The following is a 13,063-nucleotide window of genomic DNA, read 5'->3' as shown; positions in this document are numbered from 1 at the left end:
TCCTTCGCCGGCCTTGGTACAGGCTCAACCCGAGCCTGCACCGGGCCGGTGATACCCGATTCCAGTGCAGGTGCCAGTGCACCTGCCGTTTTTCCGTGCCGCCGTGAGCGGCCCGTATTCCAAAGGAGTGACACCATGCTGGTGATGCGCCCCGCGCAAATGGCTGATCTGAACGAAGTGCAGCGCATGGCTGCAGACAGCCCCATTGGTGTCACCTCGCTGCCGGACGACACCGCTCGCCTGGGCGACAAGATCGCCGCATCCGAGACTTCCTTCGCCGCCGAGGTCAGCTTCAACGGTGAAGAAAGCTACTTCTTCGTGCTCGAGGACAGCGAAACCGGCAAGCTGGCCGGTTGCTCGGCCATCGTAGCTTCGGCCGGCTACTCCGAGCCGTTCTACAGTTTTCGTAACGAGACCTTCGTGCACGCCTCGCGCGAGCTGAAGATCCATAACAAGATCCACGTGTTGTCGCTGTGCCATGACCTGACCGGCAACAGCCTGCTGACCAGCTTCTATGTGCTGCCGGAACTGGTGAACAGTGGCTGGGCCGAGCTCAATTCGCGCGGTCGCCTGCTGTTCATGGCCGCCCACCCGGAGCGTTTCGCCGACTCGGTGGTGACCGAGATCGTCGGCTACAGCGACGAGCAGGGTGAATCGCCGTTCTGGGATGCCATCGGCCGCAACTTCTTCGACCTCAACTATGCCCACGCCGAGCGCCTGTGCGGCCTGAAGAGCCGCACCTTCCTCGCCGAACTGATGCCGCACTACCCGATCTACGTGCCGCTGCTGCCTGACCTGGCGCAGGAAGCCATGGGCCAGGTGCACCCGCGGGCGCAGATTACCTTCGACATCCTCATGCGCGAAGGCTTCGAGACCGAGCACTACATCGACATCTTCGATGGCGGCCCGACCCTGCATGCGCGTACCTCGGGTATCCGCTCGATCGCCCAGAGCCGGGTGGTGCCGGTGAAGCTCGAGGTCACCCCGGTCAAGGGCGGGCGCCCGTACCTGGTGTGCAACGGCCAGTTGCAGGATTACCGCGCGGTACTGCTGGACCTGGACTGGGTGCCGGGCAAACCGGTCAGCCTGAGCCCGGCCGCCGCCGAGGCACTGGGGGTGGGCGAGGGTGCCAGCGTGCGTCTGGTTGCGGTCTGAGGTCTGGCAACAGACGTTTCGGGATTGATGCGTTAGAAGAGTTTCGCGCCGGCCGCCGCCGCCGCAAAAGGAGATAGCATGATCGTTCGTCCTGTACGCAGCAGCGATTTGCCTGCGTTGATCGAATTGGCACGCAGCACCGGTACCACCGGGCTGACCACGCTGCCGGCCAACGAAGAGCGCCTGGGGCATCGCGTTGGCTGGGCGGAGAAGAGCTTCCGCGGCGAAGCCGAGCGTGGCGACACCGACTACCTGTTCGTGCTGGAAAACGACGAAGGCATGGTGGTGGGCATCAGTGCCATCGCCGGTGCCGTCGGCCTGCGCGAGCCTTGGTACAACTACCGGGTCGGCCTGACCGTCAGCGCCTCGCAGGAGCTGAAGATCTACCGCGAAATCCCCACCCTGTTCCTGGCCAACGATCTGACCGGCAACTCCGAACTGTGCTCGCTGTTCCTGCGCAGCGACTACCGCTCCGGCCTCAACGGCCGCCTGCTGTCGCGGGCGCGCATGCTGTTCATCGCCGAGTTCCCCGAGCTGTTCGGCAAGAAGATCATCGCCGAAATGCGCGGCATGTCCGACGAGCAGGGCCGCTCGCCGTTCTGGGAAAGCCTGGGCCGGCACTTCTTCAAGATGGAGTTCAGCCAGGCCGACTACCTCACCGGGGTGGGCAACAAGTCGTTTATTGCCGAATTGATGCCGAAGTTCCCGCTGTACACCTGCTTCCTGTCCGAAGCGGCGCGCAACGTGATCGGCCGCGTGCACAAGGACACCGAGCCGGCGCTGGCGATGCTCAAGCAGGAAGGCTTCAACTATCAGGGCTACGTCGACATCTTCGACGCCGGCCCCGCCATCGAGTGCGACACCTCCAAGATCCGCGCCGTGCGCGAGAGCCAGACCCTGGTGCTGGCGGTGGGCACGCCGGGCGAGGACGCGACGCCTTACATCATCCACAACCGCAAGCGCGACGACTGTCGCATCACGGCCGCACCTGCGCGGCTGGCTGCCGGTACCCTGGTGGTCGACCCCCTGACCGCCAAGCGCCTGCGCATGGGCGCCGGCGACAACGTGCGCGCCGTGCCGCTGTCGGCAAGCCGGGAGGCCCAGTAAATGACCACGCATTACATCGCAGGCAATTGGCAGGTTGGCCAGGGCGAAACCCTGCAGTCGCTCAACCCGGTGACGCAAGCCGTCGTCTGGGAGGGGCGGGGTGCTGACGCCAGCCAGGTGGATGCCGCCGTGCAGGCAGCCCGTCAGGCCTTCCCGGCCTGGGCGCAATTGAGCCTGGAGGCGCGTATCGATTTGCTGGAGAAGTTCGCCACGCAACTGAAAGCGCATGCCGAAGCCATGGCCCAGTGCATTGGTGAGGAAACCGGCAAGCCCCTGTGGGAGTCGGCGACCGAAGTCACCAGCATGATCAACAAGGTAGCGATCTCGGTGCAGAGCTACCGCGAGCGCACCGGCGAAAAGAGCGGCCCGTTGGCCGATGCCACGGCCGTGCTGCGGCACAAGCCCCATGGTGTGGTGGCGGTGTTCGGCCCATACAACTTCCCCGGCCACCTGCCCAACGGCCATATCGTGCCGGCGCTGCTGGCGGGCAACTGTGTGGTGTTCAAGCCCAGTGAGCTGACGCCCAAGGTCGCCGAGCTGACCGTCAATTGCTGGATTGCCGCCGGGCTGCCGGCGGGTGTGCTCAACCTGGTGCAGGGCGCGCGCGAAACCGGTGTGGCGCTGGCCGCCAACCCGGGTATCGATGGCCTGTTCTTCACCGGCTCCAGCCGCACCGGCAACCTGTTGCACCAGCAGTTCGCCGGCCGCCCGGACAAGATCCTGGCCCTGGAGATGGGCGGCAACAACCCGCTGGTGGTGGACGAGGTCAAGGACCTCGATGCGGCGGTGTATACCATTATCCAGTCGGCGTTCATTTCCGCCGGCCAGCGCTGCACCTGCGCCCGCCGTCTGCTGGTGCCGCAAGGCGCCTGGGGCGATGCGCTGATCGCGCGCCTGGTCGAGGTGAGCAGATCCATCACGGTCGGTGCGTTCGACCAGCAACCGGCGCCGTTCATGGGCTCGGTGATTTCGCTGCAGGCAGCGCGGGCGCTGATTGCAGCCCAGGCCGAACTGGTCGCCAAGGGCGCCGTGAAGCTGCTGGAAATGACCCAGCCACAGGCCGATGCCGCACTGCTGACCCCGGGCATTGTCGATGTCACCGCTGTGGCCGAGCGCCCGGACGAAGAGTTCTTCGGCCCGCTGCTGCAGGTGATCCGCTATGCCGACTTCGATGCCGCCATCGATGAGGCCAACAACACCCAGTACGGCCTGGCTGCCGGTTTGCTGTCCGACTCCCGCGCCCGTTACCAGTACTTCTGGCTGCGCAGCCGCGCTGGCATCGTCAACTGGAACAAGCAACTGACCGGTGCCGCCAGCAGTGCACCGTTCGGCGGCGTGGGCGCCAGTGGCAACCATCGCGCCAGCGCCTATTACGCGGCGGACTACTGCGCTTACCCCGTGGCTTCGCTGGAGACCGCCAGCCTTGCCTTGCCGGCAACCCTGACGCCGGGCGTCACCCTATAACAACAGGTCACGGAGCCTAGCCGATGAAATCCTATGAAGTGAATTTTGATGGCCTGGTGGGGCCTACCCACAACTATGGCGGCCTGTCCTACGGCAACGTGGCTTCGCAGAGCAACAGCCAGCAGGGTTCCAACCCGCGCGAAGCCGCGCGTCAGGGCCTGGCGAAGATGAAAGCGCTGGCCGACATGGGCTTCAAGCAGGGCGTGCTGGCGCCGCAGGAGCGCCCGGACGTGGCCGCACTGCGTCGCCTGGGCTTCAGCGGCAGCGATGCCGAAGTGATCCAGCGTGCCGCCAAGGAGGCCATGCCATTGCTGGTGGCCAGCTGCTCGGCCTCGAGCATGTGGGTGGCCAACGCCGCCACGGTCAGCCCCAGTGCCGACACTGCCGATGGCCGCGTGCACTTCACTGCTGCCAACCTCAACTGCAAGTACCACCGCAGTATCGAGCACCCGACCACCAGCCGAGTGCTGGGTGCCATGTTCAGCAACGACAAGCACTTTGCCCACCACGAGGCACTGCCTGCCGTGGCGCAGTTCGGTGACGAGGGGGCGGCCAACCACACGCGCTTCTGCCGTGCATATGGCGAGGCCGGCGTGGAGTTCTTCGTCTACGGCCGCAGCGCCTTCGACAGCCGCTACCCGGCGCCGCAGAAGTACCCGGCCCGGCAAACCCTGGAAGCCTCCCAGGCTGTGGCCCGGCTGCATGGCCTGAGCGATGACGGCGTGGTCTACGCTCAACAGAACCCGGCCGTGATCGACCAGGGCGTGTTCCACAACGATGTGATTGCGGTGGGCAACGGCGAGGTGCTGTTCTATCACGAGGACGCTTTCCTCGACACCGACGCGGTACTTGGCCAGCTGCGAGCTAAACTGGCCAGCAAGGGTGGCAACTTCCAGGCCATCTGCGTGCCGCGGGCAGCGGTGACGGTGGAGGACGCGGTGCGTTCCTACCTGTTCAACAGCCAGCTGCTCAGCCGCGACGACGGCTCCATGCTGTTGGTGGTGCCGGAAGAATGCCGCAACAACGAGCGGGTCTGGGCCTACCTGGGCCAGTTGACCAGCCAGGGCGGCGCGGTGAAAGAGGTCAAGGTGTTCGACCTCAAGCAGAGCATGCAGAACGGCGGTGGGCCGGCTTGCCTGCGTTTGCGCGTGGCGTTGAAGGAAACGGAACTGGCAGCGGTCAACCAAGGCGTTATCATGACCGCCTCGCTGTACGACACCCTGCTGCTGTGGGTCGACAAGCATTACCGCGATCGCCTTGGCGAGGCGGACCTGGCCGACCCGCAGTTGCTGGTGGAATGCCGTACGGCACTGGACGAATTGACCCAGATCCTGAAGTTGGGCTCGGTGTATCCGTTCCAACGCCAACCTTGAAGAGAGACTTTGCAATGACCGACGCCCTGCGCCTTATCCTGGAAGATGAAGACGGCACCCAGCTGGAAACTTCCTGCACCCGCTTTGCCGTGGTCTGGCAAGGCAAGGAAGTGTGGATTCAGCAGGATGGTCGTGGCCAGCTGCTGATCGGCGTGGATGTCGAGGAAGACGACACCGAGTACGCCAACCTGCTGCTGCGCCCGATGGCCACCAACCTGGTCAGCCTGCAGCTGGAAATGGAACCGGCGGAGGTCGGCGAAGACGACGATCACGTCCATGGCCCCGACTGCGGCCACCACCACTAAGGAAGTACCTATGCTCGCCCTTGGCAAATTGCTTGAGCTGACCCTCACCGATCACGAACCGGCCGAGAAGACCCAAGTGACACCCAAGGGCGCGCGTTTGCGTTGGCTGGGGGAGGGCGCGCTCGAAGTGCGCCCGGCCGAAAGCGAGGATTGCGGGCTGGACTTGCTGTTGTCCGCCGGCATCCACGGCAACGAAACGGCACCGATCGAGTTGCTCGAGCGGCTGCTGCATGGCGTGGCCAACGGCAAGATCAAACCCAAGGCCCGGGTGCTGTTCCTGTTCGGCAACCCGGCAGCGATCCGCAAGGGCGAGCGCTTCATCGAGCAGGACATCAACCGCCTGTTCAACGGCCGCCACGAGCTGTCCAGTGGCTTCGAGGCATTGCGTGCCGCCGAGCTGGAACAGTTCGCCCGGGTGTTCTTCAGCAAGCCGGGGCGCAGCCGCCTGCACTACGACCTGCATACCGCCATCCGCGGCTCGAAGATCGAGCAGTTCGCCTTGTACCCTTATAAAGAGGGGCGCAAGCATTCCCGTCGCGAGCTGGCACGCCTGGCGGCGGCGGGCATGGAGGCGGTGTTGCTGCAAAGCAAATCCTCCATCACCTTCAGCGCCTTCACCTACGAGCAGCTGGAGGCCGAAGCCTTCACCCTGGAGTTGGGCAAGGCCCGCCCGTTCGGTCAGAACGAGCTGGTCAACCTCGACAAGCTGGAAGCGAGGCTGATCCACATCATCGAAGACACCGAGCCACAGGGCGAAGGCTCTCTGGATGGCCTGCAGCTGTTCAGCGTGTCCCGCGAGATCATCAAGCACAGCGACAGCTTCCACCTGCACCTGCCGGCGGACATCGAGAATTTCTCCGAGCTGAGCAAGGGTTACCTGCTGGCCGAAGACCTGGCCGAGACGCGCTGGGTGGTCGAGGAGGAGGGCGCACGCATCATCTTCCCCAACCCCAAGGTCAAGAATGGCCTCAGGGCGGGGATTCTGATCGTTCCTGACTCCGGCCAGCGACTAGGCTGAGCTGGCCCCGATACACTGGGCTCACGGCTGTGTGCGCAGCTCCAGTTGCAGCGCCTGGCGCAGCCCGTTTTCAGTGAAGGCGGGTGGGTTGGTGTTCAGGGCGGTGCTGCCGCCGAATGTGAACCTGCAATCGGTGGGTAAGCCGATGCTTTGCAGCAGCAGGTTGTCCACCGGATAAGCGCCGTTTTTGCCTTGAACCTCGGTCTGGCCCGGAAAGACGGTGCCTGACATCGAGTTCCAGCCTTGGCAAAGGCAGCGGTAAAGGTCGAGTAGTGGCAGTTGCGCAGCGGTCGACCAGCCTGGGTTGTATGCCAGGGTGCCGCCGCTGTAGCCCCAGCTACTCTGGTTTTCGTCGATGATGAAGTGGCCTTCGTCTTCATCTTCTTCGTGGTCGCTGGGTGTATAGGTCGTGAATTGGTGTCTGGATGCTTCGATCAGGCTGATCGGTGTCCCGGACTGCCCGGCCTTTTTATCCAGGGCCGCCAGTAGCGCCTGGCCGCAGGGTAGTTTGCGCAGGAGCTCCAGCGCATCCTGTGCTGCTTGCCTGAACGGGTCGCTACCCGTCACTCGCACGCCGATATTGCCCAGGGTCTGATGTTCGGCTGTCACGGGCCGGGCCAGTCGTGCATCGTTTTCGGTATCGCGGTAGAGCTCGACCCTGGAGGACTCGCGGCCAAGCAGGCGGTGCCCCGTGACGTTGACAACCGCGTCGCCCTTGTCGATGAGTACCGGGCCGCTACCGACCACAATCTGGTGCGTGCCGGTATGGGCGTCGATATGGACGATACCTGCGCCGGTCTCGATCCTGTTGCCGCTCCCTATCATGTCGATCAGCACCGTCTTCTTCACCTCCGGGGCGATGACGATGTGGTGATTGCCATCGGTGAGGCGAATGGCGATGGCTTGGGCGGTATGCGCGGCGACCATGAATACCGCATCGTTGATGGTCACTTCCAGCAGGCATTCGCGAGGGGCGATACGTACGCGCTTTTGCTGCTCATCCGCGCGCAGCGCACGCGGGGCCACGTTGAAGACCAGCAGCTCGCTGTTCTGGGTGTTGCGGCGATAGCGTCGCCCCAACGGGTAAGTGTGTTCCAGGGTGATTCGCACGTTGGGGTCAGCCTGGATGTACTTGACCTCGGTCTGCTGCTGGGGGTTGTCTTCATTGGGAAAGGCGGTCTGGGCGTAACCTGGTTCGCGAGCATCTATGTAGTAGATCGGGTTCGGATTGGCCAGGGTAGCCTCGTGAGGCAGTGGGTGTGGATCCGAGTGGAGTTTGGACAGGTTCAGCTCAGGCATGGAGTGCTCCGGCAGCGAGGGTGGGCCGGCAGGATCCCGCTCCACTGCGCGGGTCAGGTGTTGCTTATGTACCGCATGGGTGGGCCTGCAGGTCTGCTTTTCCGCCCTGGCCGTGCTCATGAACGGCTTTTCATCCGCCGATTGCTGTTCTGGTGTACAAACACACTGTATCTCCCGTTCAGGCTGGCTATAATGGCGCCCTTTGCCGTCGTTTCGTCGATTCGACGTATTAGCCCAAACGGCCGCCGTTTCCGTGGAAGAACCTATGAAAAGCGCAGAAATCCGTGAAGCCTTCCTTCGCTTCTTCGAAGAGCAGGGACATACCCGAGTCGCCTCCAGTTCGCTGATCCCGAACAACGACCCGACCCTGCTGTTCACCAATGCCGGCATGAACCAGTTCAAGGACTGCTTCCTCGGTGCGGAGAAGCGTGCCTACACGCGTGCCGTCAGCAGCCAGAAGTGCGTGCGCGCCGGTGGCAAGCACAACGACCTGGAAAACGTCGGTTACACCGCGCGTCACCACACTTTCTTCGAAATGCTGGGCAATTTCAGCTTTGGTGACTATTTCAAGCGCGATGCGATCACCTTCGCCTGGACCTTCCTGACTTCGGAAAAATGGCTGAACCTGCCCAAGGAAAAGCTCTGGGTTACCGTCTACGCCACTGACGACGAAGCCTACGATATCTGGACCAAGGAAGTCGGCGTGCCGGCCGAGCGCATGGTGCGCATCGGCGACAACAAGGGCGCCCCGTACGCCTCCGACAACTTCTGGACCATGGGCGACACCGGCCCGTGCGGCCCGTGCACCGAGATCTTCTACGACCACGGCCCGGACATCTGGGGCGGCCCACCCGGCTCGCCGGAAGAAGACGGTGACCGCTACATCGAGATCTGGAACAACGTCTTCATGCAGTTCAACCGCACCGCCGACGGCGTGCTGCACCCGCTGCCAGCGCCGTCGGTAGACACCGGCATGGGCCTGGAGCGCGTCAGCGCCGTGCTGCAGCACGTGCACTCGAACTACGAGATCGACCTGTTCCAGAACCTGCTGTCGGCCGCGGCCAAGGCCATCGGTTGCGCCAATGAGGGCCAGGCCTCGCTGAAAGTGGTCGCCGACCACATCCGTTCGTGCGGCTTCCTGATCGCCGACGGCGTGCTGCCGTCCAACGAAGGCCGTGGCTACGTGCTGCGCCGCATCATTCGTCGTGCCTGCCGCCACGGTAACAAGCTGGGCGCCAAAGGCAGCTTCTTCTACCAGATCGTTGCCGCGCTGGTCGCCGAAATGGGCGAGGCCTTCCCGGAACTGAACAGCCAGCAGGCGCACATCGAACGCGTGCTCAAGGCTGAAGAAGAACAGTTCGCCAAGACCCTGGAGCAGGGCCTGCGCATCCTCGAGCAGGACCTGGCCCAGCTGAAGGGCGATGTGGTGCCGGGCGATGTGGTGTTCAAGCTGTACGACACCTACGGCTTCCCGATGGACCTGACCGCCGACATCGCCCGCGAGCGCGAGCTGACCATCGACGAAGCCGGCTTCGAGCGCGAAATGGACGCCCAGCGTGAGCGCGCCCGTTCCGCCAGCGCCTTCGGCATGGACTACAACAGCCTGGTCAAGGTCGACAGCGCTACCGAGTTCCTCGGCTACGAGGCCACCGAAGGCCAGGGCAAGATCATCGCCCTGTACAAGGACGGCCAGGCCGTCGACCAGCTGGGTGAAGGCGAGCAGGGCGTGGTCGTGCTCGACCGCACGCCGTTCTACGCCGAATCCGGTGGCCAGGTGGGCGACACCGGCTACCTGCAGGCTGGCGCTGCGCGCTTCGACGTGCGCGACACCACCAAGACCGGTGGTGCCTTCCTGCACCACGGCGTGGTTGCCAGCGGTGCGCTGGTGATCGGTTCGCCGGTCCAGGCCAAGGTCGATTCCGACGTGCAGCACGCCACCTCGCTGAACCACTCCGCCACCCACCTGCTGCACGAAGCGCTGCGCCAGGTACTGGGCGAGCACGTGCAGCAGAAAGGCTCGCTGGTCGACAGCCAGCGCCTGCGTTTCGACTTCAGCCACTTCGAGGCGGTGAAACCGGAGCAGATCAAGGCCCTGGAAGACATCGTCAACCGCGAAGTGCGCAAGAACACTGCGGTGGAAACCGAACTGACCGACATCGAAACCGCCAAGGCCAAGGGTGCCATGGCGCTGTTCGGTGAGAAGTACGGCGACACCGTGCGTGTGCTGAGCATGGGCGGCGATTTCTCGGTGGAGCTGTGCGGCGGTATCCACGCCAAGCGCACCGGTGACATCAGCCTGTTCAAGATCATCAGCGAAGGCGGCGTGGCCTCTGGCGTGCGCCGTATCGAAGCGGTCACCGGCGCTGCTGCGCTGGCCTACCTGAACGCTGCCGAAGAGCAGGTCAAGGAAGCCGCGCAGCTGGTGAAGGGTAACCGCGACAACCTGATCGACAAGCTGTCGGCTGTGCTCGAGCGCAACCGCCAGCTGGAGAAGCAGCTGGAACAGCTGCAGGCCAAGGCCGCCAGCGCCGCCGGGGATGATCTCTCCAACGCGGCCGTTGAGGTCAAGGGCGCCAAGGTGCTCGCCGCCCGCCTGGATGGGCAGGACGGCAAGGCCCTGCTGGCGCTGGTCGATCAGCTGAAGAACAAGCTCGGCCACGCAGTGATCCTGCTGGGCAGCGAGCATGAGGGCAAGGTCGTGCTGGTGGCCGGCGTGACCAAGGACCTCTCCAGCCAACTCAAGGCTGGCGATCTGATGAAACAAGCCGCTGCGGCGGTGGGTGGCAAGGGCGGTGGCCGTCCGGACATGGCCCAGGGTGGTGGCGTCGACGTCGCTGCACTGGATCAGGCCCTGGCGCTGGCCGTGCCATTCGCAGAGCAGGGACTTTGAGATGAGGGGGCCGGCGGTCTAGTCGCCGGCCTCTTCATGTTGGATTGTTTTTTGGGGCCCTGTATGGGCTGAGGCACCATTGAAATGGCGTTGATCGTACAGAAATTTGGCGGCACCTCTGTCGGTTCCATCGAGCGGATCGAGCAGGTAGCCGATAAGGTCAAGAAACACCGTGAGGCGGGCGACGACCTGGTGGTTGTGTTGTCGGCCATGAGCGGTGAAACCAATCGCCTGATCGACCTGGCCAAGCAGATCACCGATCAGCCGGTTCCGCGTGAACTGGATGTGATCGTGTCGACCGGTGAGCAGGTCACCATTGCCTTGCTGACCATGGCCTTGATCAAGCGTGGTGTGCCAGCGGTGTCCTACACCGGCAACCAGGTGCGCATTCTCACCGACAGCGCGCACAACAAGGCGCGCATCCTGCAGATCGACGACCAGAAGATTCGTGCCGACCTCAAGGAAGGCCGCGTGGTCGTGGTAGCGGGCTTCCAGGGCGTCGACGAGCACGGCAGCATCACCACCCTGGGCCGTGGTGGCTCCGACACCACAGGCGTGGCCCTGGCGGCTGCGCTGAAGGCTGACGAGTGCCAGATCTACACCGACGTCGATGGCGTCTACACCACCGACCCGCGCGTTGTGCCACAGGCCCAGCGCCTGGAGAAGATCACCTTCGAAGAGATGCTGGAAATGGCCAGCCTCGGTTCCAAGGTGCTGCAGATCCGTTCGGTGGAGTTCGCCGGCAAGTACAACGTTCCGCTGCGCGTGCTGCACAGCTTCAAGGAGGGTCCGGGTACCCTCATTACCATTGATGAAGAGGAATCCATGGAACAGCCGATCATTTCCGGTATCGCCTTCAACCGTGATGAAGCCAAGCTGACCATTCGCGGCGTGCCGGACACCCCGGGCGTGGCCTTCAAGATCCTCGGCCCGATCAGCGCCTCGAACATCGAGGTCGACATGATCGTGCAGAACGTTGCCCACGATAACACCACCGACTTCACCTTCACCGTACACCGCAACGAGTACGAGAAGGCGCAGAGCGTGCTGGAAAACACTGCCCGCGAAATCGGTGCCCGTGAAGTGATCGGCGACACCAAGATCGCCAAGGTCTCGATCGTCGGCGTCGGCATGCGTTCGCACGCCGGTGTTGCCAGCCGCATGTTCGAAGCCCTGGCCAAGGAGAGCATCAACATCCAGATGATCTCCACCTCCGAGATCAAGGTTTCGGTCGTGATCGAAGAGAAGTACCTGGAGCTGGCCGTACGCGCGCTGCACACCGCGTTCGAGCTCGACGCTCCGGCACGACAGAGCGAGTAATACGCTGCCTGGAAGGGCGCGGCTTGCCGCGCCCTTCGCGTTTCTGCTCGCCACGCAGGCCCGTCCTGCCCTGTGTGGCGATCAACCGGGCCCAGGTCGTCGTCCACGACCAGGCCTCGACACCCAAGACTGTTACCCCTGAATGTTTGCGTAAGGAGAAAGCTATGTTGATTCTGACTCGTCGGTGCGCCGAGAGCCTGATCATTGGAGACGGCGAGATCACCGTGACGGTGCTCGGCGTCAAAGGCAACCAGGTGCGTATTGGCGTCAGCGCCCCGAAAGAAGTGGCTGTGCACCGCGAGGAAATCTACCTGCGGATCAAGAAAGAGAAGGACGAGGAGCCAAGCCTTTAATTTTTTTGAAGTTTTTTTCAAAAAAAGGGTTGCAAACGAGGAAGAGCCTGTTTAATATTCGCCTCGTGTTGCGGTGAGGTGGCCGAGTGGCCGAAGGCGCTCCCCTGCTAAGGGAGTATACCTCATAAGGGTATCGGGGGTTCGAATCCCCCCTTCACCGCCATTATTCGCTTAGGGCGCTGTAAACAGTAAGAACGCTAAGTAGTTGATTTTAAACGAAAAAGTTCTTGCAAAAATGTTTCAGCGACCTATAATGCGCGGCAAGACACGGACTCATAGCTCAGCTGGATAGAGTACTCGGCTACGAACCGAGCGGTCGGAGGTTCGAATCCTCCTGAGTCCGCCACTTTTGAAGTGGCTTTGTTTGCAAGGCTGCTTCAAACAACCAGTGGTAATCTGGTCTAAAACTACCATCGCGGACTCATAGCTCAGCTGGATAGAGTACTCGGCTACGAACCGAGCGGTCGCAGGTTCGAATCCTGCTGAGTCCGCCACTTTTTGAAGTGGCTCTGCTTGCAAAGGCACTTCAACCAACCAGTGGTAACCTGGTCTAAAAAATACCACCACGGACTCATAGCTCAGCTGGATAGAGTACTCGGCTACGAACCGAGCGGTCGGAGGTTCGAATCCTCCTGAGTCCGCCACACCAAATCAAGAAGCCCGCTCATTTGAGCGGGCTTTTTGTTTTTATGCGCCAATGAATTGTTGGTGATGTCGATCTAAGCTCTTCTGTAGATTGCGCGTGTGCCTTTGGGGCCGCTGTGCGACCCTTTCGCGAC

The 13,063-nt window shown here is 62.9% G+C and carries 10 protein-coding genes and 4 tRNA genes; 13 read left to right on the top strand and 1 reads right to left on the bottom strand.

The features are described from left to right. The first annotated feature begins 135 nt into the window (after window positions 1–135). The 6 genes from aruF to astE all read left to right on the top strand — a co-directional run bounded on the left by aruF (window position 136) and on the right by astE (window position 6,422). Window positions 136–1,155, top strand: a complete 1,020-nt coding sequence (aruF, locus tag ABNP31_RS18925) for an arginine/ornithine succinyltransferase subunit alpha (RefSeq protein ID WP_085663962.1) — start codon at window positions 136–138, stop codon at window positions 1,153–1,155. A gap of 78 nt (window positions 1,156–1,233) precedes the next feature. Continuing rightward, complete coding sequence (gene astA / locus ABNP31_RS18920; RefSeq protein ID WP_350012657.1) at window positions 1,234–2,262, top strand: arginine N-succinyltransferase; 1,029 nt, start codon at window positions 1,234–1,236, stop codon at window positions 2,260–2,262. Then, entirely contained in the window at window positions 2,263–3,726 is a 1,464-nt protein-coding gene (gene astD, locus ABNP31_RS18915; protein WP_085663963.1) for a succinylglutamate-semialdehyde dehydrogenase, read from the top strand. Window positions 3,727–3,749: 23 nt separating this feature from the next. Continuing rightward, window positions 3,750–5,099, top strand: coding sequence for an N-succinylarginine dihydrolase (gene astB / locus ABNP31_RS18910; protein ID WP_085614561.1), 1,350 nt, complete (start codon window positions 3,750–3,752; stop codon window positions 5,097–5,099). Between the two features lie 14 nt (window positions 5,100–5,113). Continuing rightward, the gene (locus ABNP31_RS18905; protein WP_003256592.1) at window positions 5,114–5,404 is read left to right on the top strand and encodes a topoisomerase II; all 291 of its coding nucleotides are present in this window, start codon (window positions 5,114–5,116) and stop codon (window positions 5,402–5,404) included. Between the two features lie 10 nt (window positions 5,405–5,414). Beyond that, the gene (gene astE, locus ABNP31_RS18900) at window positions 5,415–6,422 is read left to right on the top strand and encodes a succinylglutamate desuccinylase (protein ID WP_085614560.1); all 1,008 of its coding nucleotides are present in this window, start codon (window positions 5,415–5,417) and stop codon (window positions 6,420–6,422) included. 21 nt (window positions 6,423–6,443) lie between these two features. Here astE and ABNP31_RS18895 read toward each other — a convergent pair whose 3' ends face one another. After that, window positions 6,444–7,721: a M91 family zinc metallopeptidase gene (locus ABNP31_RS18895; RefSeq protein ID WP_350012656.1), complete on the bottom strand. Its 1,278-nt coding sequence runs from the start codon at window positions 7,719–7,721 to the stop codon at window positions 6,444–6,446. A 265-nt stretch (window positions 7,722–7,986) separates the two neighbouring features. Here ABNP31_RS18895 and alaS point away from each other — a divergent pair, with 265 nt between their 5' ends. From alaS to ABNP31_RS18860, 7 genes are all read left to right on the top strand, one after another. Further along, window positions 7,987–10,611 carry an alanine--tRNA ligase gene (alaS, locus tag ABNP31_RS18890; RefSeq protein ID WP_350012655.1) on the top strand — a complete coding sequence of 875 codons (2,625 nt, stop codon included), beginning with the start codon at window positions 7,987–7,989 and terminating at the stop codon, window positions 10,609–10,611. An 84-nt stretch (window positions 10,612–10,695) separates the two neighbouring features. Next, window positions 10,696–11,931 (top strand): aspartate kinase, encoded by a 1,236-nt coding sequence (locus ABNP31_RS18885; protein WP_013973645.1) that lies wholly within the window; start codon window positions 10,696–10,698, stop codon window positions 11,929–11,931. A gap of 164 nt (window positions 11,932–12,095) precedes the next feature. Continuing rightward, window positions 12,096–12,284 (top strand): carbon storage regulator CsrA, encoded by a 189-nt coding sequence (gene csrA / locus ABNP31_RS18880; protein ID WP_003254503.1) that lies wholly within the window; start codon window positions 12,096–12,098, stop codon window positions 12,282–12,284. Window positions 12,285–12,356: 72 nt separating this feature from the next. Beyond that, window positions 12,357–12,447, top strand: a tRNA-Ser gene (locus tag ABNP31_RS18875). Window positions 12,448–12,553: 106 nt separating this feature from the next. Further along, window positions 12,554–12,630, top strand: a tRNA-Arg gene (locus tag ABNP31_RS18870). Window positions 12,631–12,701: 71 nt separating this feature from the next. Further along, window positions 12,702–12,778 (top strand) — tRNA-Arg (locus ABNP31_RS18865). Between the two features lie 73 nt (window positions 12,779–12,851). Then, window positions 12,852–12,928: transfer RNA gene (locus ABNP31_RS18860), tRNA-Arg, on the top strand. Window positions 12,929–13,063 lie beyond the last annotated feature (135 nt).

Source organism: Pseudomonas asiatica, from assembly GCF_040214835.1.
Taxonomy (GTDB): Bacteria; Pseudomonadota; Gammaproteobacteria; order Pseudomonadales; family Pseudomonadaceae; genus Aquipseudomonas; species Aquipseudomonas putida_Z.
This window is presented reverse-complemented; position numbering and strand designations above follow the sequence as displayed.

Coding starts and splice junctions, on each gene's coding strand:
- astE (WP_085614560.1), top strand. CDS start 5,415: ATGCTCGCCCTTGGCAAATTGCTTGAGCTGACCCTCACCGATCACGAA.
- csrA (WP_003254503.1), top strand. CDS start 12,096: ATGTTGATTCTGACTCGTCGGTGCGCCGAGAGCCTGATCATTGGAGAC.
- astD (WP_085663963.1), top strand. CDS start 2,263: ATGACCACGCATTACATCGCAGGCAATTGGCAGGTTGGCCAGGGCGAA.
- aruF (WP_085663962.1), top strand. CDS start 136: ATGCTGGTGATGCGCCCCGCGCAAATGGCTGATCTGAACGAAGTGCAG.
- ABNP31_RS18905 (WP_003256592.1), top strand. CDS start 5,114: ATGACCGACGCCCTGCGCCTTATCCTGGAAGATGAAGACGGCACCCAG.
- astA (WP_350012657.1), top strand. CDS start 1,234: ATGATCGTTCGTCCTGTACGCAGCAGCGATTTGCCTGCGTTGATCGAA.
- ABNP31_RS18885 (WP_013973645.1), top strand. CDS start 10,696: ATGGCGTTGATCGTACAGAAATTTGGCGGCACCTCTGTCGGTTCCATC.
- ABNP31_RS18895 (WP_350012656.1), bottom strand. CDS start 7,721: ATGCCTGAGCTGAACCTGTCCAAACTCCACTCGGATCCACACCCACTG.
- astB (WP_085614561.1), top strand. CDS start 3,750: ATGAAATCCTATGAAGTGAATTTTGATGGCCTGGTGGGGCCTACCCAC.
- alaS (WP_350012655.1), top strand. CDS start 7,987: ATGAAAAGCGCAGAAATCCGTGAAGCCTTCCTTCGCTTCTTCGAAGAG.